This window comes from Acidovorax sp. NCPPB 3576 (assembly GCF_028473605.1).
Taxonomy (GTDB): Bacteria; Pseudomonadota; Gammaproteobacteria; order Burkholderiales; family Burkholderiaceae_C; genus Paracidovorax.
Window position 1 is genome coordinate 1,560,270 of the sequence record NZ_CP097267.1, and the last position, 24,954, is coordinate 1,585,223.

At 67.7% G+C, this 24,954-nt stretch carries 20 protein-coding genes; 9 read left to right on the top strand and 11 right to left on the bottom strand.

Annotation, left to right across the window (positions count from 1 at the left end; genetic code table 11):
• Positions 1–182 precede the first annotated feature (182 nt).
• Positions 183–5,096, top strand: a complete 4,914-nt coding sequence (locus M5C98_RS07265; protein ID WP_272551888.1) for a PAS domain S-box protein — start codon at positions 183–185, stop codon at positions 5,094–5,096.
• Positions 5,097–5,108: 12 nt separating this feature from the next.
• Complete coding sequence (locus M5C98_RS07270; protein ID WP_272551889.1) at positions 5,109–6,239, top strand: response regulator; 1,131 nt, start codon at positions 5,109–5,111, stop codon at positions 6,237–6,239.
• A 108-nt stretch (positions 6,240–6,347) separates the two neighbouring features.
• Here the strand turns inward: M5C98_RS07270 and M5C98_RS07275 are convergent, their stop codons facing one another.
• A complete protein-coding gene (locus tag M5C98_RS07275; protein WP_272551890.1) occupies positions 6,348–7,283 on the bottom strand; it encodes an inositol monophosphatase family protein in 936 nt (311 codons plus the stop codon).
• 137 nt (positions 7,284–7,420) lie between these two features.
• Between M5C98_RS07275 and M5C98_RS07280 the strand changes: the two genes are divergently transcribed.
• Complete coding sequence (locus M5C98_RS07280; RefSeq protein WP_272551891.1) at positions 7,421–8,242, top strand: RNA methyltransferase; 822 nt, start codon at positions 7,421–7,423, stop codon at positions 8,240–8,242.
• Positions 8,243–8,286: 44 nt separating this feature from the next.
• Positions 8,287–9,072 (top strand): serine O-acetyltransferase, encoded by a 786-nt coding sequence (gene cysE / locus M5C98_RS07285; RefSeq protein ID WP_272551893.1) that lies wholly within the window; start codon positions 8,287–8,289, stop codon positions 9,070–9,072.
• A gap of 116 nt (positions 9,073–9,188) precedes the next feature.
• Here the strand turns inward: cysE and mog are convergent, their stop codons facing one another.
• Both mog and yjgA read right to left on the bottom strand, forming a co-directional pair.
• Complete coding sequence (gene mog, locus M5C98_RS07290) at positions 9,189–9,803, bottom strand: molybdopterin adenylyltransferase (RefSeq protein WP_272553196.1); 615 nt, start codon at positions 9,801–9,803, stop codon at positions 9,189–9,191.
• The gene (yjgA, locus tag M5C98_RS07295) at positions 9,796–10,461 is read right to left on the bottom strand and encodes a ribosome biogenesis factor YjgA (RefSeq protein WP_272551894.1); all 666 of its coding nucleotides are present in this window, start codon (positions 10,459–10,461) and stop codon (positions 9,796–9,798) included. Before yjgA ends, mog begins: the two co-directional genes overlap by 8 nt.
• A gap of 86 nt (positions 10,462–10,547) precedes the next feature.
• Between yjgA and pmbA the strand changes: the two genes are divergently transcribed.
• Entirely contained in the window at positions 10,548–11,957 is a 1,410-nt protein-coding gene (pmbA, locus tag M5C98_RS07300) for a metalloprotease PmbA (protein WP_272551895.1), read from the top strand.
• 94 nt (positions 11,958–12,051) lie between these two features.
• On the opposite strand, the gene M5C98_RS07305 is transcribed toward pmbA, so the two are convergent.
• The 7 genes from M5C98_RS07305 to M5C98_RS07335 all read right to left on the bottom strand — a co-directional run bounded on the left by M5C98_RS07305 (position 12,052) and on the right by M5C98_RS07335 (position 20,439).
• Positions 12,052–12,741: an IPTL-CTERM sorting domain-containing protein gene (locus M5C98_RS07305; protein WP_272551896.1), complete on the bottom strand. Its 690-nt coding sequence runs from the start codon at positions 12,739–12,741 to the stop codon at positions 12,052–12,054.
• Between the two features lie 194 nt (positions 12,742–12,935).
• The gene (hpaI, locus tag M5C98_RS07310; protein ID WP_272551897.1) at positions 12,936–13,742 is read right to left on the bottom strand and encodes a 4-hydroxy-2-oxoheptanedioate aldolase; all 807 of its coding nucleotides are present in this window, start codon (positions 13,740–13,742) and stop codon (positions 12,936–12,938) included.
• 46 nt (positions 13,743–13,788) lie between these two features.
• A complete protein-coding gene (locus tag M5C98_RS07315) occupies positions 13,789–14,805 on the bottom strand; it encodes an NAD(P)-dependent oxidoreductase (protein ID WP_272551898.1) in 1,017 nt (338 codons plus the stop codon).
• 102 nt (positions 14,806–14,907) lie between these two features.
• A complete protein-coding gene (locus M5C98_RS07320; RefSeq protein WP_272551899.1) occupies positions 14,908–15,954 on the bottom strand; it encodes a Bug family tripartite tricarboxylate transporter substrate binding protein in 1,047 nt (348 codons plus the stop codon).
• Between the two features lie 190 nt (positions 15,955–16,144).
• Positions 16,145–17,614 (bottom strand): NAD-dependent succinate-semialdehyde dehydrogenase, encoded by a 1,470-nt coding sequence (locus M5C98_RS07325; protein WP_442867275.1) that lies wholly within the window; start codon positions 17,612–17,614, stop codon positions 16,145–16,147.
• Between the two features lie 169 nt (positions 17,615–17,783).
• Positions 17,784–19,334, bottom strand: a complete 1,551-nt coding sequence (locus tag M5C98_RS07330) for a UxaA family hydrolase (RefSeq protein ID WP_272551901.1) — start codon at positions 19,332–19,334, stop codon at positions 17,784–17,786.
• 109 nt (positions 19,335–19,443) lie between these two features.
• A complete protein-coding gene (locus tag M5C98_RS07335; RefSeq protein ID WP_272551902.1) occupies positions 19,444–20,439 on the bottom strand; it encodes a tripartite tricarboxylate transporter substrate binding protein in 996 nt (331 codons plus the stop codon).
• A gap of 147 nt (positions 20,440–20,586) precedes the next feature.
• On the opposite strand from M5C98_RS07335, the gene M5C98_RS07340 reads away from it, so the two are divergent.
• The 4 genes from M5C98_RS07340 to M5C98_RS07355 all read left to right on the top strand — a co-directional run bounded on the left by M5C98_RS07340 (position 20,587) and on the right by M5C98_RS07355 (position 23,407).
• Positions 20,587–21,045 carry a YiiD C-terminal domain-containing protein gene (locus M5C98_RS07340; RefSeq protein ID WP_272551903.1) on the top strand — a complete coding sequence of 153 codons (459 nt, stop codon included), beginning with the start codon at positions 20,587–20,589 and terminating at the stop codon, positions 21,043–21,045.
• A 134-nt stretch (positions 21,046–21,179) separates the two neighbouring features.
• Positions 21,180–22,124 (top strand): LysR substrate-binding domain-containing protein, encoded by a 945-nt coding sequence (locus M5C98_RS07345; protein WP_272551905.1) that lies wholly within the window; start codon positions 21,180–21,182, stop codon positions 22,122–22,124.
• Positions 22,125–22,260: 136 nt separating this feature from the next.
• On the top strand, positions 22,261–23,088 hold the full coding sequence (locus M5C98_RS07350) for a thioesterase domain-containing protein (protein ID WP_272551906.1): 828 nt from the start codon (positions 22,261–22,263) through the stop codon (positions 23,086–23,088).
• 31 nt (positions 23,089–23,119) lie between these two features.
• Complete coding sequence (locus M5C98_RS07355; RefSeq protein ID WP_272551908.1) at positions 23,120–23,407, top strand: hypothetical protein; 288 nt, start codon at positions 23,120–23,122, stop codon at positions 23,405–23,407.
• Positions 23,408–23,542: 135 nt separating this feature from the next.
• Here M5C98_RS07355 and M5C98_RS07360 read toward each other — a convergent pair whose 3' ends face one another.
• Positions 23,543–24,718: an IS5 family transposase gene (locus M5C98_RS07360; protein WP_272548362.1), complete on the bottom strand. Its 1,176-nt coding sequence runs from the start codon at positions 24,716–24,718 to the stop codon at positions 23,543–23,545.
• Positions 24,719–24,954: the final 236 nt, after the last annotated feature.

Consider the following 24,954-nt stretch of genomic DNA (forward strand, 5'->3'; position numbering starts at 1 on the left):
GTTACGTTTTGACATACTGCGGGGCGAGTGCCTTCGGGCATGTCCTGACCAGTGTGTGTGTCCTGCCGTTGTGGAAGGTTCAAAGCGACTGTGATGGTGTTTCCAGGAATGTATTGCGTGCGCCCTCGGATCGCGGCCGTTTGCGGCCCCTGCGGGCATCCCGCGGCATGGGGCGCCAAGCCATGGCGGTGAGCCCTCGCTCCGGCGGTATCGGCGGCCTGCACGACCACGCCATGGGCGACGCGCGATGGCGGCGCGGTGCGGTGCTGGTCATCGCCATGGCGCTGCTCGGCGCGTGGCTGGTCGTCGAAACGGTGGCGCACCTGCGCGCCGCGGGCCGGGCGGAGGAGCGCAGCCGCCAACTGGCGCACACGGCCGACTCGCTGCTCAATCAAAGCATGGGCAGCCCCATCCTCGGTGCGGTGACCCTGCTGGGGCTCAGCGAGCCGGCGCTGAAACAGGTGGCCAACGGCGAGCTGCCGCCCGATGCGCCCGAGGCGCTGGCCCGGCTGGCCGTGGTGCGCGGCCGGTTCCTGATGAGCGGCGTGTACGTGATGTCGCGCGATGGCACCGTGGTCGCCCACGAGACGCCGGGCACGCCTTCCACCGGCATCAACCTGTCGTACCGGCCCTACTTCCAGCAGGCGATCCGGGGCGGAGTGAACGTGTACCCGGCGCTGGGCGGCAACACGCAGGAGCGCGGCCTGTACTACGCCGCGCCGCTGTACGAGGGCGATTCGCCGGCCAGCGCCATCATCGGCGTGGTGATGGTCAAGGTGGCGTTCGATGCGTTCGACGCGCAGATGGCCCGCTCCGGCTATCCCATGCTGCTGATGTCGCCCAAGGGCGTGGCCTTCTCGTCCACCCGGCCCGAATGGCGCTACGCGATGGCGCCGCCGCTCACCCAGGACCGCATCGATGCCGTTCGCGACCAGCGGCAGTTCGGCAAGCTCTTCGACAACGGCGTGGCGTCGGCGCTGCCGTTCCGGCTCGATGCGCGCGAGGTCGTCGTGGATGGCACGACCTACGCGCTCGACAAGCACCCGCTCGACTGGAAGGACCCCGACGGCACCTGGCAGCTCGTCGCGCTGGACGACGTGAGCGCGCTGCTGCCGCCCTCCCGGCGCTGGCTGATCGGCGGTGGCACGTTCGCCCTGCTGCTGCTCATGGGCGGGATGATGCTGGAGATGCTGCGCCACCGCGCGCGCATGGCCACCGCGATGGAGCGGTTCCAGGTGCTGGGCGCCGCGCTGCAAAGCAGCCCCGTGGCCGTGGTCATCACCGATGCGCAGGGCCGCATCGACTGGGTCAACGCCGAATACGAACGCAACAGCGGCCTCACGCTGCAAGAGGTGCGCGGCCAGAAACCCTCGGTCATCGCCAGCGGACAGACCCCGCCCGAGACCTACCAGCAGCTGTGGGCACGGCTGCTGTCCGGCCAGTCGTGGCGGGGCGAATTCATCAACCGCCGGGCGGACGGCACCCTGTTCCACGAAGAGGCGACGCTCTCGCCCGTGTTCGACCAGCGGGGCCGGCGCATCGCCATCGTCGGGCTGCACGAGGACGTCACGGACCGCATCACCGCCCACCACGAATTGCAGCGGCGCGAGCGCCTGCTCAACGATCTGCTGGCCCAGCAGACCGCCATCTTCGACAACGCGCCGCCCATCCTGCTGGTGTGCGACGGCGTGTTCCGCCAGTTCAACCCGGCGTTCGCCGAGCTGATGAAAGGCACCGTCGCCGAACTGCTGGGCTACCCCGTGTCGCGCATGTTCGGCGGCGCGCAGGGGCACGGCGTGTTCCTGGAGCGCACCGGCGCCCGGCTGGAGGCGGGCGGGGCGGTGCGGGAGGCCTGCACGCTGCATCGCCTGGACGGCACGGTGTTCGAGGCCCGCGTGTCCGGCCGGGGCCTGGAGATGGACGGTTTCAGCGACTCGTGCCTGTGGGTGATCGAAGACGTGAGCGAGGCGCGCGCGGCCGAAGAAGCCATGCGCGAGATCAACGACCGCCTGGCGCTGGCGCAGGAGGCCGGCAAGGTCGGCGTGTTCGACCTGGACCTGGCCTCGGACAAGCTGGTGTGGAGCGACAAGCTCGAATCGCTATACGGCGTGCCGCCGCAGCCCGAAGGGCGCAGCCTGCAGGACTGGCTCGACCGCCTGCACCCCGAGGACCGGGTCCGCGCCCAGGCGCGCATCGACAGCGCCCTGGCCGGCAGCGACAACCAGCTACAGGACTCCTGGCGCGTGGTGCGCTACGACGGCGAGGTGCGCTGGTTCCTGTGTGCGGCACGCATCATCCGCGACGACGAAGGCCGCGCGCGGCGCCTGATCGGCGTGCAGGTGGACGTGAACGACCAGAAGCTGCTGGAAGCGCAGGTGGCCGAGCAGCTGGTGTTCCAGCAGGCGCTCATCGACGCGATTCCCGTGCCGCTGTTCTACAAGGATGCGGATGGGCGCTATGTGGGCTTCAACCGCGCCTACGAGCGCGCCTTCGGCGTGCGGCGCGACGACCTCATTGGCCGCACCGTGCTGGACCTGCATTACCTGTCCGAGGCCGAGCGCGCTGCGTTCGATTCCGATGCGCAGTTCGCGCTGAGCGGCGCGCAGTCGGTGCACAAGGAAGTGGACCTGCCGTATGCGGACGGCGAGATCCACCACACCTTGTTCTGGCTGCACGGGTTCCAGCGGCCCGACGGCACGCCGGGCGGCGTCATCGGCACCTTCGTGGACATCACCGACCGCCAGCGCGCAGAGCGCGAGCTGCGCCGCGCCAAGGAGATGGCGGAGGAGACCACTGCGCTCAAGTCCAACTTCCTGGCCAACATGAGCCATGAGATCCGCACGCCGATGAACGCCATCATCGGCATGTCGCACCTGGCGCTCAAATCGGGGCTCACCCCGCGCCAGAGCGACTACGTCTCCAAGATTCAGCAGGCCGGCCAGCACCTGCTGGGCGTGATCAACGACATCCTGGATTTCTCCAAGATCGAGGCGGGCAAGCTCATCGTCGAAAAGCAGCCCTTCGTGCTCGACCGCATGCTGGAGGGCGTGGCCGACGTGGTGGGCTACAAGGCCGGCGTGAAGGGGCTGGAGCTGGTGCTCGATGCCGCCGCCGACGTGCCGGCGCACCTGGTGGGCGACGCGTTGCGGCTGGGGCAGATCCTTATCAACTTCGCCAACAACGCCATCAAGTTCACCGACCGCGGCGAGATCCACATCCTGGTGCGCGTGCTGGAGCGCGCGGGCCAGCGCGTGCTGCTGCGCTTCGAGGTGCGCGACACCGGCATCGGCATGACGCCCGAGCAGATGGGGCGGCTGTTCCAGAGCTTCCAGCAGGCCGATGCGTCCACCACGCGGCGCTATGGCGGCACCGGCCTGGGCCTGGCCATCTGCAAGAACCTGGCCGAACTCATGGGCGGCGAGGTGGGCGCCGAGAGCGAGCCCGGCAAGAGATCGGCCTTCTGGGTGACGCTGCCGCTGGACTGCGGCATGCCCGTTCCCGCGCTGCTGCCGCCGCCCGGCGTGCGCGGTCGCCGCGTGCTGGTGGTGGACGACAACCAGACCGCCGCCACCGTGCTGTCCGACATGCTGCAGGCCATGGGCTTCGAGACCACCGAGGTGGAGTCCGGCCTTCAGGCGCTGGCTGCGCTGCGCCAAGGCATCGACGAGCAGCGCCCCTATGGCCTGCTGCTGATCGACTGGCACATGCCGGGCATGGACGGCATCGAGCTGGCCCGGCGCATCCGCGAGATCGGCCTGGACCGCGTACCGCAGATGCTCATGGTCACCGCCTACGGGCGCGAGGAGGTCATGCTCGCGGCCCGCGAGCAAGGCATCGAGACGGTGCTGGTCAAGCCGGTGAGCGCCTCGGTGCTGTACGACACGCTCATGCAGCCGCTGGAGCATGGCTGGATGCCCACGCAGGCCCACCTGGCCCAGCCGGGCAGCGACCAGCCGCCCCTGGCCGTGCGCGGCGCCACCGTGCTGCTGGTGGAGGACAACGAGCTGAACCAGCTCGTGGCGCTGGAGCTGCTGCGCGATGCCGGCTTCGTGGTGGATGTGGCCGCGCACGGGCAGGCGGCGCTGGAATGCATCGAGCGCCAGGACTACGACGCGGTGCTGATGGACATGCAGATGCCCGTGATGGACGGCGAGACCGCCACGCGCGCGCTGCGGGCCGACCCGCGCCACTCGAACCTGCCGATCATCGCCATGACCGCCAACGCCATGGAGTCCGACCGCCAGCGCTGCTTTGCCGCCGGCATGAACGACCACGTTCCCAAGCCCATCGAGCCCGCCGTGCTGTGGCGCGCCCTGGCGCGTTGGATTCGGCCGCGTCCGGGGCTGGGCGTGCGCATGGACGAGGCGGGCGGAGCGGCTGGCGCACCGGCCACCCCCAGCGCCTCCCCTCCGCCAGCGCCCAGCGCGGGGCTGGCGCCGCTGCCCTACGGCGTGCCGGGGCTCGACACGGCGCTGGGGCTGCAGCGCGCGCTGGGCCGGCCCGCGCTGTATGCCGACATGCTGCGCCGGTTCGCCGAAGGCCAGCGCCATGTGGCGCGCGGCCTGTCCGGCGCGGTGCAGGCACAGGACTGGGAGCAGGCCGAGCGCCTGGCGCACACGCTGCGTTCGGTGGCCGCCAACATCGGCGCGCAGCCGCTGTCCAACGAGGCCGAGGCCCTGGAGCAGGCGCTTCGCACCGGCCAGCGCAGCGCGTCGCTGCAGCGCCTGTGCGACGGCGTGGACCGGCGCATGGCCGAGTTGCTGTCGGGGCTGGACGCATGGGCCGCCGCAAGCCCGTCCGCCGAGGCCGCCGCATCGGCAGGGACGGCGGATGCCGCCGCATCGCCGGGCCAGCCCGCCGCCATGGCGCTGCGCCCGGCCCTGCAGCGCCTGCAAGTGCTGCTGCAGGCCGATGACCCGGCCGCGGTAGAGCATCTGCAGCAAAATAGGCCGCTGTTGGAAAGTGCGTTGGGCGCGGCCTTCGTCGCGCTGGAAGCGGATACCCGGAGTTTCGAGTTTGAGCGGGCCTTGGACACGCTGCATGCTGCGGCGCAATCGGACCTCGACGGGTCCGAGCCTTCAGGCGGGACCGCATGACAGGACCACCCCATGGACATTCCCCATTTCTATGCCGACGAGTCCCTTTTTGTCGAAAAGCCCATTGCCACCGTGCTGGTGGTGGACGACACGCCCGACAACCTCACGCTCATGGGCACGCTGCTGCGCGACCACTACCACGTCAAGGTCGCCAACCAGGGCGAGAAGGCGCTGCGGATCGCGCAGTCGTCCCCGCCGCCCGACCTGATCCTGCTGGACATCATGATGCCGGGCATCGACGGCTACGAGGTCTGCCGCCAGCTCAAGGCACACCCGCAGTCGCGAGACATTCCCATCATCTTCCTCACCGCGCGCTCCACGTCCGACGATGAGCGCATGGGCCTGGCGGCCGGTGCGGTGGACTACATCACCAAGCCCATCAGCCCGCCCATCCTGCTGGCGCGCGTGCACACCCATCTGGCCCTGAAGGCCACCGCCGACTTCCTGCGCGACAAGAGCGCCTACCTGGAGCGCGAGGTGGCCATGCGCACGCTGGAAGTGCAGGCCATCCAGGACGTGACCATCATGGCCATGACCTCCCTGGCCGAAACGCGCGACAACGAGACGGGCAACCACATCCGCCGCACGCAGCTCTATGTGAAGGCGCTGGCCGAGCAACTGCGCCTGCATCCGCGCTTCGAGCAGACGCTGACCGAACGCATGATCGAGCTGCTGTACAAGTCGGCGCCGTTGCACGACATCGGCAAGATCGGCATTCCCGACCGCATCCTGCTCAAGCCCGGCAAGCTCACGGTGGAAGAGTTCGAGGTCATGAAGACGCACACCACGCTGGGCCGCAACGCCATCGAGGACGCCGAGCGACGCCTGGGCATGCGCGTGGCCTTCCTCAGCGTGTCCAAGGAGATCGCCTACAGCCACCAGGAAAAGTGGGACGGCAGCGGCTACCCGGAGGGCCTGGCGGGCGATGCCATTCCCGTCTCGGCCCGGCTCATGGCCGTGGCCGACGTGTACGACGCGCTCATCAGCAAGCGCGTGTACAAGCCCGCGTATTCCCACGAGCAGGCCTGCGCGACCATCGTGCGGGGCCGGGGCACGCATTTCGACCCCGACATGGTGGATGCCTTCGTTGACCTGGCCGACGACTTTCGCGACATCGCGCGCAAGTACCCCGACCCTGCATAGGCGGGCGCGCGGACCGAAGGCCCGAAAAGACGAAGGGACTGCCGCCCGGCCAAGGCCGGTGCGGCAGTCCCTTTTTTTCTGTCGCTTTGCGCTGGCTGGCGCGGTCGGTCAGCGCGCCGCGCCGCTGGCGGCTTCGTCGTCCTCGGCCGGGGTGGATGGCACCACGTCGTCCAGGCCGTCCGTGGGCAGCGACAGGTTGGCCGCCGCCTGGCGCACGGCCGCCTTGTCGCCGGCGCTGGCGAACTGGCTGTATTTGGTCAGGATCGGCACCAGCTGGCCGTAGATCCGCGGTGCGCCGGCCAGGCATTCGCGCTGCTCCAGGAAGTCCGCCTCGCCCGTGAAGTTGCCCACCAGGCCGCCGGCCTCGGTCACCAGCAGCGAGCCGGCTGCCACGTCCCAGATCGACAGGCCGGTCTCGAAGAACGCTTCGGTGAAGCCTGCGGCCACGTAGGCCAGGTCCAGCGCCGCGGCGCCGGGGCGGCGCAGGCCGGCGGTGCGCTGCATCACGTCGGCCATGATGTTCAGGTAGTTCTTGAAATTGTCGCCCGGGCGGAACGGAAAGCCGGTGGAGATCAGGCATTCCTTGAGCTGCGTGCGCTTGGAGACGCGGATGCGGCGCTCGTTCATGTAGGCGCCGCGGCCCTTGGTGGCGGTGAAGAGGTCGTTGCGGGTCGGGTCGTAGATCACGGCCTGCTCGACCTTGCCGCGCACGGCCAGGGCGATGCTCACGCAATAGACCGGAAAGCCGTGGATGAAGTTGGTGGTGCCGTCCAGCGGGTCGATGATCCAGACGAACTCCGAATCCTTCGCGCCGTATTCGCTGCCCGATTCCTCGGCCAGGATGCCGTGGCCGGGGTACGCGGTGAGCAGCGTCTCGATGATGATCTTCTCGCTCGCGTGATCCACTTCGGTCACGAAATCGTTGATCTGCTTTTGCGAGATCCGCACGGATTCCACGTCCAGGGCCGCGCGGTTGATGATGGCGCCGGCGGCGCGTGCGGCCTTGATGGCCACGTTGAGCATGGGGTGCAGATTGGTCGACATTGGATTGTGGCGTGGGCCGGGCGCAAAGGAGGGCGGCCCAGCGGTTCAGGAACGGGGAATGGCGCCCCGGCGATGCGGACGGCGACAATGAGCGCGCGATTTTACCCGTACTGCCTTTTTCCACCGACCGCGCGCCCATGAAGACCCGTTTCATCCTCATCCACACCAGCCATGCCGGCAACGTCGGCGCCGCCGCCCGCGCCATGAAGACCATGGGCTTCGGCGACCTGGTGCTCGTCGCCCCGCGCTGGGCCAACGTGCTGCGGCGCGAGGAAACCATCCAGCGCGCCAGCGGCGCGCTCGACGTGCTGGAGAACGCGCGCATCGTCGCCACGCTGGACGAGGCCCTGGACGGCATCAGCCACCTGTGCGCCACCGCCATGACGCCGCGCGACTTCGGCCCGCCCACACGCTCGCCGCGCGAGCATTTCGAATTGCTATTAAAAAATGAGCAATACCCCCTAGGGGAATATGCGCTGGAGGCCGATTCGGCTCCCATCCCCATCGCCACCCCTACCGCCACCACCACTGAGGCCGGCGTGGCCTTCCTGTTCGGCAGCGAGCGCTTCGGAATGGCCAACGACGACGTGTACCGCTGCCATGTGGCGCTGTCGATTCCCACCAACCCCACGTTCGGCTCGCTCAACCTGGGCGCAGCCATCCAGGTCGTCGCCTACGAATGGCGCCTGGCGCTCGGCGGGTTCGCCGCCGCCACGCCATCGCAGGAAGGCTCTGCGGCGCCCGCCACCGAGCGCGCCGACGCCGCGCAGGTGGCCGGCATGCTGGCGCACTGGGAGCGCGCGCTGGTGGACATCGGCTTTCTCGACCCCGCCGCGCCCAAGAAGCTCATGCCGCGCCTGAACCAGCTGTTCAACCGCGCGCAGCTCACGCCCGAGGAAATCCACATCCTGCGCGGTGTCGCCAAAGCCATGACCGGCGCCGCGCAGGCAAAGCGATAGACTCGGCGGCTCTTTTCCGCCCCGTCCCCACGCCCGACCACCCCATGTTTGACCGCCTGCGCTCCGACGTCCAGTGCATCCTCGACCGCGACCCCGCCGCGCGCAGCACCTGGGAGGTGGTCACCTGCTACCCCGGCCTGCACGCGATCTGGCTGCACCGCCCGGCGCACTGGTGCTGGCGCCACGGCCTGCCGTGGCTGGGGCGGTTCATCTCGCATTTCGCGCGTTGGATGACCGGCATCGAGATCCACCCCGGCGCCAGGATCGGCGAGCGCGTCTTCTTCGACCATGCCATGGGCGTGGTGGTCGGCGAGACCGCCGAGATCGGCGACGGCTGCACCATCTACCAGGGCGTGACGCTGGGCGGCACCTCGCTCTACAAGGGCGCCAAGCGCCACCCCACGCTGGGCAAGGACGTGGTGGTGAGCGCGGGCGCCAAGGTGCTGGGCGGCTTCGAGGTGGGCGACGGCGCCAAGATCGGCAGCAACGCGGTGGTCATCAAGCCCGTGCCGCCGGGCGCCACGGCCGTGGGCATCCCGGCCCGCATCATCCCCTCCAAGGCCGGCCAGAGCGCCGACGTGACCGAGCCGCAGGCCGCGCGCCCCTTCACCGCCTACGGCATCACGCAGGAAGACGATCCGCTCTCGCAGGCCATGCGCGGCCTGATCGACAACGCCTCGTCGCAGGAGCACCAGATCGCGCTGCTGTGGCAGGCCATCGAAAAGCTCTCGGCCAACCCGCAGGCGCCGGCCAAGGACTGCGTGCCCTGCGATGCGGCGCGCCAGGAGCAGTTCCAGGCGGACAAGCTCAACGAGCTGGTGGGCAAGTAGCCGGCGCCTTGGCCGGTGGAAAGTCGCGCCCCCGGCTTCGGCGTCCAGGGGACTAAAGGCCAAAAAGGCCTCCAGCGCAATAAAGACTAGGGCGTTATGCTATAAAAAATATAGCATCAGCGCCGCACGGCCGATTTCGGCCGGAACGCCTTGCATACCGCCTCGTGGGTCTCCAGGTACGGCCCGCCGATCAGGTCGATGCAGTACGGCACCGCGGCGAAGATGCCCGGCACCTCCTGGCTGCCGTCCTCGCGCCGCAGGCCTTCCAGCGTCTCGGCGATGGCCTTGGGCTGGCCGGGCAGGTTGATGATGAGCGTGCTGCCGCGCACCACCGCCACCTGGCGCGAGAGGATGGCCGTGGGCACGAAGCGCAGGCCGATCTGGCGCATCTGCTCGCCGAAGCCCGGCATTTCCTTGTGGGCCACGGCCAGCGTGGCCTCGGGTGTCACGTCGCGCAGGGCGGGGCCCGTGCCGCCGGTGGTCAGCACCAGGCTGCAGCCTGCGGTGTCGGCCAGCTCGATCAGCGTGGCGCTGATGGTGGCCTGGTCGTCGGGGATCAGCCGGGGCTCGAAGGCGATGGGGTTGCGCAGCGCGCGGGCCAGCCAGTCCTGCAGCGCGGGCAGGCCCTTGTCCTCATAGACGCCGGTGCTGGCCCGGTCGCTGATGGAGACGATGCCGATGCGCACCGGCTCGAAGCCGCCGGTCGCGGCGGGCGCCACGGCGTCAGGCATCGCGGCCGGTTTCTTCATGGCGGGCGTGGGTGGCCGCGTCTTCCATCTGCTCGCGCACGAGCTGGAACAGCTCGCGGTAGGCGCGGCCCTTGCGCGGGGCCAGGCCCTCGGACACCTGCACGTTCGCGGTCTTGCCCTCGGGCTGCGCGTCCTTGCGCGCCTGGCGGATCAGCGCGCGGATCTGCTGCGTGTCGGTGCGCGGAAAGCGCTCCAGCCAGTCGGGCAGCGCGGCGTCGTCGGCGATGAGCCGGTCGCGCCAGCGCTCGGAGGCGTGCAGCGCGAGCTTTTCGGCAGCCGAGCCGTTGTGCTGCTCGTCCAGCGCGGCCTGGGCGGCGGCCACGACGGTGGGGTCGAGCTGGCGCATGATCTTGCCGACGTACTGCATCTGGCGGCGCTTGCCCTCGAAGTTGGTGATGCGCCTGGCCTCGGCCAGCGCATCGCGCAGCTTCTCGGGCAGCTGCACGCGTTCCATCAGGTCGGCGCGCAGGGTGAGCAGGTCTTCGCCGAGTTTCTGCAGCGCATCGCTCTCGCGCTTCAGGTCGGTCCGGCTCGCTTCGTGCGTGCCTTTGAGCTCGGCTTTCAGTTCGATGTCCAACTCGCTGCCTTCGGCAACGAACTGGCCTCGCACGTAGTAGCCTTTTTTGGGTTTGCGTGACATTTTGGGGGCAATGGGAGGGGCACGCGTGTGCCCATACAGGCTTCGGCACCGTGGCGCCGAAGGCGGCAAGTATCATAGCCGCCGATATGAATACACCCAGCCCACGCGCCGCCGGCGCCGCCCCGAAGACACCCGACAGCGGTTTCAGCTACACCCGCCCGTTTTTCGAAGACCTCGTGGACCGCGCTCTGGCGCATGCCAAGAAGCTGGGCGCCACCGACGCCGGTGCCGAGGCGTCCGAGGGCTGCGGCCTGTCGGTCAGCGTGCGCAAGGGCGAGCTGGAGAACGTCGAGCGCAACCGCGACAAGTCGCTGGGCGTGACGGTCTATATCGGCCACCGGCGCGGCAATGCCAGCACGTCGGACTTTTCCAACGCCGCCATCGAGCAGACCGTGCAGGCCGCCTACGACATCGCCCGCTTCACCGCCGAAGACCCGGTGGCCGGCCTGCCGGACGAGGCCGACATCGCCCCCGAGGATTCGCACCGCGAGCTGGAGCTGTTCCACCCCTGGGCCATCACCAGCGAAGAGGCCGCGCGCATCGCCATGGAATGCGAGGCCGCCGCGCTGCAGACCAGCCGCCGCATCACCAACAGCGAAGGAGCGGGCGTGTCGGCCCAGCAGAGCCACTTCTTCAGCGCCCACACGCGCGGCTTTCGCGGCGGCTATGCCAGCTCGCGCCACAGCCTGTCGGTGGCGCCCATCGCCGCGCTGCCCGGCAAGAATGCCGACATGCAGCGCGACGCCTGGTACAGCTCCATGCGCGATGCGCGCGAGCTGGCCGCGCCGGCCCAGGTGGGCCGCTACGCCGCCGAGCGCGCCCTGAGCCGCCTGGGCAGCCGCAAGATCCCCACCACGCAGTGCCCCGTGCTGTTCGAGTCGCCCCTGGCGGCCGGCCTGCTGGGCGGCTTCGTGCAGGCCGTGAGCGGCGGCGCGCTGTACCGCAAGAGCACGTTCCTGCTCGACTCGCTGGGCAAGCAGGTGCTGCCAAAGCACATCGACATCCTGGAAGACCCGTTCGTGCTGCGCGGCAAGGGCAGCTCGCCTTTCGACGACGAGGGCGTGCGCGTGGCGGCCCGCAAGGTGGTCGATGCCGGCCGTGTGGAGGGCTACTTCCTGTCCAGCTACTCGGCGCGCAAGCTGGGCATGAAGACCACCGGCAACTCGGGCGGCTCGCACAACCTCACGCTCACCTCGCGCCGCACCCGTGCGGGCGACGACCTCGACGCCATGCTGAAAAAGCTGGGCACGGGCCTTTTCGTGATCGAGCTGATGGGGCAGGGCGTGAACTACGTGACGGGCGACTACTCGCGCGGCGTCAGCGGCTTCTGGGTGGAGAACGGCCAGATCGCCTACCCGGTGCATGAGATCACCATCGCCGGCAACCTGAAGGACATGCTGAAAGGCATCGAAGCCGTGGGCGCCGATGCCTACAACTACGGCGCCAAGACCGTGGGTTCGATCCTCGTGAACCGCATGAAGGTGGCCGGCAGCTAAGCCGCGGTGCCGCAGGCTGCACGGGGCAGCGAAAGCCCAGCCCAACAAAAAACCCGCCAGCGGCGGGTTTTTTGTTGGGCTGAACGAAAGCCGATCAGCGCTGGCGGCGCAGGCGGGCGATGCCGAACATGCCGAGCAGCGAGGCCATCAGGATCAGGCCCCATTCGGACACGGTGGGAATCGGCGCTGCCGTCGTCACCGCAGCCGCGGCCATCGCGTAGCTCACGGGGGCGTTGTTGGCCGTGCTGCGCGAGGTGTCGACCCCGGTTGACGTCAGGCAGGTATCGGTCACGCCGCTGCTGCCCGTGCCCGTGTTCTGGCAGCCGGAGTTGTGGGTGGAGGTGCTGTTGGCGCCGGCCAGGATGACGGCGGTGAAGCGGTCTGCCGTGGTGTGCGGTGCGGTGCCCGTCACCCACAGCACGGCCTGCATCAGGTTCACGTTCGTGATGTTGCCGGAGGCGTCGGTGGAGATGCGCAGCGTGTTCAGGCGGGCGTTGGTGTCGGTGGATGCCACCGTGTCCAGGCCGCTGGAGAAGCTGTAGGAGGTGACGGTCGAGCCGATCTCCAGGTTGCTGGCGTTGGCCGGCAAGGCCCCTGCGGTCGAGAACGTGCCTGTCACGTTGTGCGTGGGCAGGAAGTTGGCGCACAGGCTTGCGGGCGTCGTGGTGCAGTTCGTGTAGTTCTGCAGGTTGGCGTAGTTGCCGGTGCTGGTGATGTTGACCGTGGCACCGAACGACGTGCCTGCCACCAGGGCGAGCACGCTGCCCAATAGGATTTTTCTCATAACCGCCTCCAAGGGTTAGTAATTGTTACCGCCCGAAAGTTTAATGCGGAACCGGGGGTGATTTCGTAGGTGTTGCGTTGGCGCCAATTTCGAAAACCACGGCCCTGGCGCGGCGCGCCATGGCGTTGGCGCCCATGGCCCCGCGTTTCCCCGGAGGACCGCCGCGCGCCCGGCCCCGCAGCCGCTGGGACCGCTCAATACGCGGCACCCGCCTGGGGCGGCACCGCGGCCACCACCGGCCCGCCGAACTGTGCGCGCAGCTTGCGTGCCGCGCCGACGAACATCAGCACGTCCACCCCCACCGCCACGAAGGTGCAGCCCAGGTCCAGGTAGCGCTGCGCCAGCACCGGGTCGGAGGTGAGCGTGCCGGCGGCCTTGCCGCTGGCGATGATCGTCCGCATGGCGCCTTCGATGGCGGCCTGCACGTCGGGGTGGCCCGGGTTGCCGCGGTGGCCCATGGACGCGGCCAGGTCGGCCGGGCCGATGAAGACGCCGTGCACGCCGTCCACCGCGCAGATGGCCGGCAGGTTCTGCAGCGCAGTCACCGTCTCGGCCTGCACGAGCAGGCAGACCTCGTCGTCGGCCACCTGCAGGTAGTCCGCGCGGCTGTTCCATTGCGACACGCGGGCCACGGCGCTGCCCACGCCGCGCTTGCCGTGCGGCGGGTACTGCGTGGCGGCGGCAATCGCGCGGGCCTGCTCGGCCGTGTCCACCATGGGCACGAGCAGGGTGCGCGCGCCGATGTCCAGCATCTGCTTGATCAGCGATTCGCTGCCTTCCACCACGCGCACCACCGGCTGGGCGGGCTGCGCGGCCACCGCCTGCAGCGTGGCGAGGGTGCTGCGCACGTCGTTGGGCGCGTGCTCGCCGTCGATCAGCAGCCAGTCGTAGCCGGTGGTGGCGGCGGCCTCGGCCAGGTACGGGTCGGCCATCGACAGCCACAGGCCGATCTGGGGCTGGCGGGCAGCGAGGGCGGATTTGAAAGGGTTGTGTGCGGGCATGGTGTGTGGCGTGAAGCGAAGGGGATTGGAGAGTAGCCGGACGGGCTCAGCCGCCGGCCAGCAGGTGGCCCGGCTTCAACGGCCGGCCGTGCAGATGGTCCACGATGTTGCGCGCCGTGGCGGTGGCCACGCGCAGCGCGGCATCGCGCGTCACGCCGGCGACGTGGGGCGTCAGCAGCACCTGGGGCAGGGCGTTGAGCGGGTGCTGCATGGTCAGGGGCTCGGTGTCGAAGGTGTCGAGCCCCGCGCCGGCCAGGTGGCCGCTGCGCAGCGCCGACAGCAGGGCCGCTTCCTGCACCACCGGGCCGCGCGCGGTGTTGATGAGCAGGCCGCCGGGCCGCAGGCAGTCCAGCTCGCGCGCGCCGATCAGGCCGCGCGTGCGGTCGGTCAAGGGGCAGTGCAGGCTCAGGATGTCCACGCGCGCCAGGAAGGCGTGCAGGTCGGGTTCGGCGGCAAAGCCGTCGGCCTGGCCCGCCAGGCGCAGCACCAGCACCTGCGCGCCCAGCGCGGCGGCCAGCCGCGCGGTGGCGCGGCCGATGCTGCCGTAGCCCACGATGCCCACCGTGCTGCCCCGGAAATCCCGGCCCTGCCACTGGCTGTCGGCCCAGCCGCCCGCGCGCACGCGCCGGTCCAGCTCGGGCAACTGTCGGGTGAGCGCGAGCATCAGCGCCAGCGCGTGTTCGGCCACCGCATCGGCATTGGCGCCCAGGGCCACGGCCACCGCCACGCCGCGGCGGTGCGCTGCCGCCCGGTCCACGCTGTCCACCCCGGCGCCGTTCTTGGCCACGATGCGCAGCGCGGGCGCGGCGGCCATCACGCGCTCGGTGATGGGTGGGGAGCCGCGCAGCACGATGGCCTGTGCGCCCGTGGCGGCCAGCCGTTCGGCCAGCGTGTCCTCGGTGATGGGCTCCGCCATGCAATGCACGCGCCCGCCGCTGCGGCGCACCAGGTCCTGCGCGGCCTCGGGCCAATGAGCGGCGGTGACCAGCACATCGAACGGGGCCGCGGAAGGGGTGGGTTTGGCAGGGGCAGGGGCGGGATCGGGCATCGTGGAGGCGTTCATGGTGCGTGCGGGCAATGGCAGGCAGTGGGGTGAAATGGCGTGCAATGGGAAAAGGGGTGCAGGGGGGCAAGAGGGGACAGGGACAGGCCCTGCCCCGTGCGGTCAGTCGATGCGGATGCCGTTGGCCTGGATCACCTTGCCGTAGCGGCCCAGCTCGTCCTGCGTGAAGCGGGCCAGGGCCTGCGGCGTGCCCGGCTGCGGGCGCACGCCCAGCGCGGCCATGCGCTCCAGCACCTCGGGTTGGCGCAGCACGGCGTTGAGCGCGGTGTTCAGGGTGGCCACCACGTCCTTGCTCGTCTTGGCGGGGGCGTACAGGGCATACCACGCGTTGACCTCGAAGCCGGGGTAGCCCGCCTCGGCGAAGGTGGGCACGTCCGGCAGCTCGGGCAGGCGCGCGGGCGCGGCCACGGCGAGCGCCCGCACCTTGCCGCCCTTGATGAGCGGCGAGGCGCTGGTGAGCGTGTCCAGGATCATGTCCAGCCGCCCGCCCATCAGGTCCATGGTGTGGGCGTTGCCGCCCTTGTAGGGCACGTGGTTGATCTGCACCTGCGCGGCCTGCTTGAAGAGTTCCGCCGCCAGGTGCAGCGGCGAGCCGTTGCCCGACGAGCCGTAGTTGAGCGCCCCCGGCTGCTTGCGCGCGGCTTCCACCAGCGCGCGCACGCTGGTGTACGGCGAATCCTGCGCCACCACCAGCACCATCGGCACCACGCCGATCAGCCCGATGGGCGTGAAGTCGGCCACCGCGTCGTAGCCGGGCTTGGCGTACAGGTGCGGGCTCACCGCGTGGCTGGCCAGGGACCCCAGCACCAGCGTGTAGCCGTCCGGCGCGGCCTTGGCCGCCACCGTGGTGCCGATGGTCGTGCCGGCCCCGGGGCGGTTGTCGATCACCATGGGCTGCTTGAGCGCATCACCCAGCTTCTGGCCCACGAGCCGCGCCACGGCATCGTTGGCGCCGCCGGCCGGGTAGGGCACCAGCAGCGTGACGGGCTTGGCCGGATAGGCATCGGCCGCGTGGACGGCGGCCAGCGGCGCGGCCAGGCCGCACAGGGCGAGCGCGGCCGATACGACGAGCGCTCGGCGGCCGGTGGTGGTTGTGGTGCAGGTGCGTGCGCCGGGGTGTGCGTGTGTACGGGAAGCGATGGGAACCATGGTGTTGTCTCCTGGTGTGTGGTTTTTACTTGGGCGAACAAACCGGCACCGCGCCCATGTCGCGCCGTGCCGGTGGGGAAATCGATCAGTGCATGCGGGGCTTCCGAGGTGTGGCCGTGCGTGGCGGTGATGGGGCGTTTTGGTGGTGAAGGCTCGTGCGGTCGGTGTGCTGGCGTGGGCCGTGCCTCCCTCAGCCCAGCCCCCCCTGGCACACGTACTTGGTGTGCAGGTAATCCTCCAGCCCGTGCGTCGATCCCTCGCGCCCGTAGCCCGACTCCTTCACCCCCCCGAACGGCGCCGCCTCCGCCGCCAGCGCCCCTTCGTTGATGCCCACGATCCCCGTCTCCAGCGCATCCGCCACGCGCCAGATGCGCCGCACGTCCTGGCTGTAGAAGTACGCGGCCAGCCCGAACGGCGTGTCGTTGGCGGCCGCGATCACTTCTTCTTCACTCTCGAAGCGCGTGAGCGGCGCCACCGGGCCGAACGTCTCCTCGCACGCGCAGGCCATGGTCGCGTCGGCGTTCTCCAGCACCGTGGGGGCGTAGTAGGTGGCGCCCAGGTCGGTGAGGCGCTGGCCGCCCGTGAGCACCTTGGCGCCCTTGGCCACCGCATCCTGCACGTGCCGCTCGATCTTCTCCACCGCCCGGGCGTTGATCATCGGCCCGATCTGCGAGGCGGGGTCGCTCGCCGGCCCGACTTTGAGGGCCGCCACGCGGGCGGTGAGCTTTTGCGCGAACTCGGCGTGGACCTTCGCGTGCACGAACACCCGGTTGGGGCACACGCAGGTCTGGCCGCCGTTTCTGAACTTGGCGGCCATGAAGCCGTCCACGGCGGCGTCCACATCGGCATCCTCGAACACGATGAAGGGGGCGTTGCCGCCCAGCTCCAGCGAGAGCTTCTTGAGCGTGTCCGCACTGCGGCGCGCCAGGTGCTTGCCCACGGGCGTGGAGCCGGTGAAGGTGATCTTGCGCACGCGCGGATCATCGAGCCACACGTCCACCACCTCGGGCGTCTTCTCGCGCGAGGCGGTGACGATGTTCAGCACGCCCGCAGGCACCCCTGCCTCGTGCGCGAGCAGCACCAGGGCGAGCGACGTGAGGGGCGTGTCCTCGGCCGGCTTGCAGACCACGGTGCAGCCGGCGGCCAGGGCCGGGGCGATCTTGCGGGCGATCATCGCGGCGGGGAAGTTCCAGGGCGTGATGGCGGCCACCACCCCCACGGGTTCCTTCAGGGCGAACATGCGCCGGCCGGGCACGGGGGCGGGGATGACCTCGCCGTTCATGCGCGTGGCCTGTTCGCCGAACCATTCGATGTAGCTGGCGGCGTAGGCCACCTCGCCCTTGCCCTCGGCCAGGGGCTTGCCCTGCTCCAGGGAGATCAAGGCGCCCAGGTCGTCCTGGTGGGCCAGCACCCGATCGTTCCAGCGCTTGATGATGGCCGCGCGCTGCTTGGCCGGCACCTGGCGCCAGGAAGGAAAGGCGGCATGGGCGGCGTCCAGCGCGGCCCGGGCCTCGGGGGCGCCGGAGTCGGGCACTTCGGCAATGACAGTGCCGGTGGCCGGGTCGGTCACGGGCAGCCGTGCGCCGGGGCCGGGGTGCCAGTGCCCGGCGATGAAGTTGGCGCTGCGGATCAGGTCGGGGCGGTGGAGATTCAGGGGCAGGGTCAGGGGCATGGGAGGGGCCGGGAAGGAGGCAGAAGGGAGGCGGAAGGGAGGCAAAAAGGGGTTTGAATGAAATCGGGCTCCAGCGCAATCAACACTAGGGCGTATAGCTATCAATTTAATAGTGAACGGATCAGCCCAAGGATCAGCCCAAGGATCAAGCCATGGATCAGCTCACGATGCCCAGGTGCCACGGCACGAACTCGTGGTCGCCCAGGCCCAGCAGCTCGCTCTTGGTGGCGCCGCCGCTCGCGTGCCGCAGGATCTGCTCGAAGATGCGCTGGCCCATCTCGGGCACCGTCAGTTCGCCGTCCAGGATCACGCCGCAATTGATGTCCATGTCTTCCTCCAGCCGCTGGTACATGGCCGTGTTGCTGGCCAGCTTGATCGTCGGCGCCGGTTTGCTGCCGAACATCGAGCCGCGCCCGGTGGTAAAGCAAATCAGCTGCGCGCCGCTGGCGATCTGCCCCGTGGCCGCCACCGGGTCGTAGCCCGGCGAGTCCATGAAGACGAAGCCGCTCTCGTCGATGCGCTCGGCATATTCGTACACCGCGCGCAGCGGCGTGGTGCCGCCCTTCATCGCCGAGCCGAGCGATTTTTCGAAGATGTTCGCCAGCCCCCCGGCCTGGTTGCCGTGGCCCACCACGCCGTTGAACTGCGCGTTCTGCCCGGCCGCGTAGCGCTCCCACCAGGCCAGGCGGTCCAGCAATTTTTGCCCCACCGCGGGCGTGATCGCCCGGCGCGTGAGCATGAACTCCACGCCGTGGATCTCCGGCGTTTCCGACAGGATGGCCGTGCCGCCGTGGCGCACCAGCACGTCCATCGCCGCGCCCAGCGCCGGGTTGGCCGTGATGCCGGAGAACCCGTCCGAGCCGCCGCACTCCAGCCCGATCTTGAGGTGGCTGGCGCTCACCGTGCTGCGCCGCGCGGCGTTGGCGGCGGGCAGCATCGCCTCGATCGCCGCCACGCCCGCGGCGATGGTGGCGCGCGTGCCGCCCACCTCCTGCATCACCAGCGTGCGCATCAGCCGCCCGCGCTGCAATCCTTGCGAATCCACCAGCCCATCGACCTGATTGCGCTCGCAGCCCAGGCCCACGATCAGCACGCCCGCCAGATTGGGGTGGCGCGCATAGCCCGCGATCGTGCGGCGCAGCACGTCGAAATGCTCGCTGGGCGACGACATGCCGCAGCCGCTCGTCTGCGCGAACGCCACCACGCCATCGATGTGCGGAAACGCCTTCATCCGCTCGGGCGTGAAGTGCGCGGCGATCTGCTTGATGACCGTGGCGGAGCAGTTCACCGACGACAAAATGCCGATGAAATTGCGCGTGCCCACGCTGCCGTCCTCCCGCACGAAGCCCTCGAACGTGGCGCGCTCGCCTTCGGGCACGTAATCGACCGGCCGCACGTCCGCGCCGAAGGCCGGGTCGCGGTAGTAATCGACCAGCTCGATGTTGTGGCTGTGCACGTAGTCGCCCGGCTCCAGGTCGCGCGTGGCCACGCCGATCACCGTGTCGTACTTCTTCACCGCCTCGCCCTGCGCGATGCGCCGCGCGGCGATCTTGTGGCCCGCCGGCACCTGGGCGCGCGTGCGCACGCCCAGTTCGGCAATGGCCTGCCCGATCGCCAGCGCCGACTTGGCCACCAGCACGTTGTCGTTGGGGTGCAGGTGCAGCAGCGGGCTGTCGGCAAGGCTCTGGGGCGGCGCAATGGCGTTCATCGGTGGGGCTTTCGGGTGGGGCGCGCTTCGGGGGGCGCTTCGACAGGGGCGCTCTCTCGCGGGGTGGGGCGGCGCGGCGGCTGCGATGCGGCCGCCCGTCCGCTTGGCATCAGCTCTTCATCAGCTCGCGCAGCTTGAGCTTGTCGATCAGCACGGTCTCCTTGGCATACACCGTGTTCACGTATTTTTCGTAATCGGGGCCGTCCAGGTACAGCAGCGGCGCATCGAGCCGGTCGGCCACTGCCTTGAACTCGGGGCTCGCCACGGCCTGGCGGAAGGCATCGCGCAGCCTGGCCGCAATGGCCGGGTCCAGTCCCTTGGGCGCACCGATGCCGTTGGGCGCATCCACCACCACGTCGTAGCCCAGCTCGCGCAGCGTGGGCGTGTCCTTGAAGCGCGCGGTGCGCTGCTCGCCCCAGGTGGCCAGCAGGCGCAGCTTGCCCGCCTCGACATGCGGTGCCCATGAGCTGGAATCGGCCAGCGCATCCACATGGCCGCCCAGCACGCCCTGCAGCGCCTCGGCGCCGCCCTTGAACGGCACGTGGTTCAGGCGAATGCCCGCCACGCTGGCGAATTCTTCCATCCCCACATGCGTGGCGCCGCCGATGCCCGCGTGTGCATACGTCACCTGGCCGGGGTTGGCCTTGGCGTGCTGCACGAAATCCTGCAGCGTCTTGAACCGCGAATCGGCCGGCACCGCAATGCCGAAGGTCTGGCCCGAGGTGCGCGCCAGGTAGGTGAAGTCCTTGCGCGGATCGGCCTGCAGCGTGCCCAGCTGCGAAAACCGCGTGACCGAGATCGGAATCTGCCCGATCGTGTAGCCGTCCGGTTTGGCCGCAGCCAGCGCCTTCGAGCCGATCATTCCAGAGGCGCCCGCGCGGTTTTCCACCGCCACCGCCTGGCCCAGAATGCGGCCGGCCACCGTGCACAGCGTGCGCATCGACTGGTCGGCCGTGCCGCCTGCCGGCCAGGGGCAGATGAAGGTGATCGGGCGCTCGGGGTAGGCCGTCGCGCGGGCGAGGGCGGGCAGGGTGGACGCGGCGGCCAGGGCGGCTGCGCCCAGCACGAATCGGCGCCGCGGCATGGCGCGGGAAAAATCATTCATCGTTGTCTCCGGTCTGTTTTTTATCGGGAAAGCACACACCGGATTCTTGGGCAGACAATCATTGCTTTCCAATGAATTCGCGGACTCACTTCATAGCCAGCAGGTTATGAAGCCCATCCACCCCTTCTTTCGCCGAAAGACGCACCGATGACCACCGAACCGACCGAGGCTTTGCAGCAAGTGCTGCACCACGACATTCCGCTCACCCGCGACATGGGCCTGACCGTGCTGCGCTGGCACGGCCACGCGCTGCACCTGCGGTTGCCACTGGAGCCCAACGTCAATCACAAAAGCACCATGTTCGGCGGCAGCCTGTATTGCGGCGCCGTGCTGGCCGGCTGGGGCTGGCTGCACCTGCGCCTGCGGGAGGCGGGCATCGAGGGCGGCCACATCGTCATCCAGGAGAGCCACATCCGCTACCCGCTGCCCGTGCGCGGGGCGGCGGTGGCGATCTGCGAGGCGCCCGATGCGGCAATGTGGAACACCTTCATCACCACCTACCAGCGCCGGGGCCGCGCGCGGCTGTCGCTGCATACCCGCGTTCGCGCCGAAGGCAGCGGGGACGATGCGGTGCAGTTCACGGGCCAGTTCGTGCTGCACCGCTGAGCGGGCCCGCGGCCGACCGCTGCGCGCACGCTCCATCGGCCAGTCCCGGTCCGTTCATTCATTCATTCATTCATTCATTGATTCACTCACCCACCTTCCACGGCCACGCCACTCAACACCACGCACCACACCCCATGAGCCAGATCGACCGCGTTTTACGCTCCAACCTCAAGCTGCGGCACCTGCAGATGCTCGTGGCGCTGGACCAGTTTCGCCACGTGGGCCGCGCGGCGGATTTCCTCTCCGTCACCCAGCCCGCCGTCTCCAAAACCCTCGCCGAGATCGAGCGCATGTTCGGCCTGCCCCTGTTCGACCGATCCACCCGCGGCACCGAGCCCACCGCGGCTGGGGCCAGCGTGGTGCGCTTCGCGCGGTCGGTGCTGGCCGGCTACGACCGCACCCGCGACGAAATCGCGGCCGAGGCCAGCGGCGCCCGCGGCCGCACCAGCGTGGGCGCCATGGTCGCCGCCACGCCCGTGCTGCTCGCGCAGGCGGTCGAGAAGCTGAAGGCCCGGTCCAGCCACACCACCGTGCTGATCGAAGAGGGCGACTTGACGCGCCTGTTGCCGAAGCTGCGCCTGGGCGAACTGGACTTGTTCGTCGGCCGCCTGGAGCCGGGCTACGCCTCGCCCGACCTGGAAACCGAAGCCCTCTACGACGACCCCATGGTCGCCGTCGTGCGCCCCGGCCATCCCTTGGCCACGAAGCGCAAACCCCGCTGGGCCGACATCGCCAACCAACCCTGCGTGCTGCCGCCCCCATGGGCCTCGCTGCGCGTGAAGCTGGAGCAGCAGTTCTTCGCGCACGACCTGCACCCGCCGGCCGACATCGTGGAGTCGGCATCGTTTCTGTCGCAGATCACGTTCTTGCACCAGCGCGGCGCCGTGGCCTTCATGGCGCGCACGGTGGCGCGGCATTTTGCGGGGCAGGGGATGCTGGCGGTGGTGAAGGTGCCGGTGGAGATTGAATTGCCGCCGGTGGGGTTGATTCGGATGCGAGGGGTGGAGGGGACGCCGGTGACGCAGGCGTTGGTGGGGTGTTTGAGGGAGGTGGGGGTATTTGAAAGAATTTCTGCGTAGTAGTAAGCTGGTTTGTGCAGTAAAACCATTTGAAATATGATATTGGATATTTGGCTGTAAGAGAAGATGGATTGATTTGCAAGGAAATGCTCGAAGCGTTTTTTCAGGCAATAGTTGGTTGCAAAAGGGGAGGAAAATGACTTGGTATGTTATTCCGGGACCTTCGGGTTCTCATCAGCACGAACGAGGTGATGTTGAAAAAGATTCCTATTTTTATAATAAAAGGGATTTTGTTGGCCATGGGTTGTCCCCTGGTCCTTTGGGCACTTGCACCAGAGAGGGTTATTTTGCCTCTCAACCCATTGATCTTTTTCAAGATAGACAATCTTTAGAGGAAAAAGCACAAGCATTTCTTACCAAGACATTTGTTCCAGGTGAGAAAATAAAAGGGACCGTATTCATGGGTGGAGCCGGAATGGATGGGGCTTACATCGATGACATGACAAGGGCCTTTGCGCGAAAGGGAATTGCTCTGATAAGAGCCAATCCTCAAAAATGGTCTGGAGGTACGTTAATGGATGCTGCCGTAGGCGTAGAGGTTTTTAGAACGGGAAAGGCTCCCATTCAGGTGCTTCTGGATAGATTTTCGCCACGCGGTTCTCAGTTCAATCTCATCGGTTATTCTTATGGCTCCTTGGTCGCAGCCCAGGTAGCAATTAACTATGCACAGAGCGGTTCGGTTGTCGATCACTTGGTACTCATAGGATCACCGATCAGCAGCGGATTCCTGCAGCAATTGAGAGGTGCCTCTGCCATAAAGAAATTAATCATCATCGACTTGACCAAGCAGGGTGATCCGTTACATGCGGGGATGTCCAGGGTTGATCTTCTTACGTCGACGCCTCGGCTTGGACCGCAAATGCTGGATTCGTCGGGGCATTTTTATTATGCGCAGAATTCAGATGAGGGCAAAAAGAGAAGGGATGATTTGGTTGATCATCTTTATAGAAGCGGGCTGAGATGAGGCAGCGGCAGAAAATCAGCATTGGAAGCTATTGCTTCGCAATCATCATTTTTTTCGCAGCAATGGCTTGGGTGATGAAAATTCATTGGCCTTTTTGGATGGCTGGGAATTATTTCCTCAGTGCTTTTTCCTTGAGTGGAATGCTGCTGCCTCTGTTTGCATGCCTGGTATTTTGGTGCATCGGATGCTTTGCTCAGCAAAGGCCCACGCTGGATCTTGCATTGTTATTTCTGTTTGCATTGATGGGAATAGTTTTTTGGATTATTCCATCTCGATTTTCGATGACATAATCGGAAATCGTGCGACCTTAGCAGGCTGAAGAAATACTCCCCAGATTCCAAGCCAGTCCTGGCCTGCGGTCGTCGGCGGGCTCGCTGGCTTTCACATCCCGGGATCCGAGCGGCCAATCAGGCGTTCTTGCGCATGTTGGGGCCACCTTTGCACCCGTTTTCCCTCAATGCACTGCCTGCGCACGCACCTGTCCCCATTGCCCCAGCGTGCGCATGCGCACCAGGTTGTAGCCCGCCATCGTCAGCACGAACATCTGGTCCACGCGCTTGATTCCTCGCACCATCACCTGCCTCATGCCGCCCACGGTCTTGGCCCAGCCAAAGCCTTGCTCGATGAGCTTTCTCTTTTGTTGCGATACCGCGTAGCCTTCGCTTTGCGCAATGGCTTCGGGCACGGCCGAGTTTCTGCCTGACTTGTTCTGGGCCACGTGGGGCGTGACGTTCATGGCCTGGCACGCTTCAATGAATTCGCATGCGTCATAGCCTTTGTCTGCCCCCAGCGTGATGGTTCGCATGGGATCGGCCTGCGCCTGCCTGGCGTCGTTGATCATGGCCTTGGCTGCTTCCCGTTCTGCGTAGCCATCGGCCAGCGTGACTACCGCATTGGCCACCAGCCCGTGGCGGTTGTCGCTCAGGGTGTGCCCCATGTAGCGCAGTTCGCTGGCGGTATTGCCTTTGCGGTACAGCCGGGCATCGGCATCGGTTGTGGATTCGTGGGTGTCGTTGCTGCGCCGCTGGCCCTTGAAGTTGCCGCCATCGCTGTTGGCTTTGGCATCTGCACCATGGCCATCATCTGTGTTGTCACTATTGCCATCACGACCATCACCGCTCGCGTCATCGTCGCCTTTGCGCGCGAAGCTCTTGTGGCCCGCCCAGGCCTGGATGAGCGTGCCGTCCACACTGAAGTGCTCGCCCGAGAGCCAGTGCTTCTTGTCGGCGATCTTGAGCACTTCGTTGAAGAACTCGATCACGGCGTCGTGCTCGATCAGGCGCTCACGATTCTTGGTGAACACGCTGGGTACCCAGACCTCGTCGTCCATGGACAGGCCTATGAACCAGCGAAACAAGAGGTTGTACTGCACCTGCTCCATCAACTGGCGCTCCGAGCGCACGCTGTACAGCACTTGCAGCAGCATGGCGCGCAGCAGCTTCTCGGGGGCGATGCTGGGGCGCCCGCCTTTGATGTCTGCTTCGTACATGCGCGAGAACAGGGCATCCATCTTGGCCAAGGCTGCGTTGACCATCTTGCGGATGGGACGCAGGGGATGCGAGGCTGGGACAAAGTCGTCGAGCTTGCGAACGGAAAACAGGCTCTCGGTGAAGGTGTCGGCGCCGCGCATGGGGTCAGGCAATGGAGATGGGAGGGACTGGTGAGCTTACCGGGGTTGGGTTGCCGGGCTGGCTGAGCGGGGGTATTTCTTCAGCCTGTTAGGGAACCTCTCAAAACCTCCGAATTCGCAAGTTTTAGCGTCGTAACTCGTTGATTTATAAGGGCGTCGATTGGTAGAAATCGGGGTTTTGAGAGGTTCCCTGGCGTCTACTCGTGCTTATTCGGATCCGTCGATCATGGGGTTGT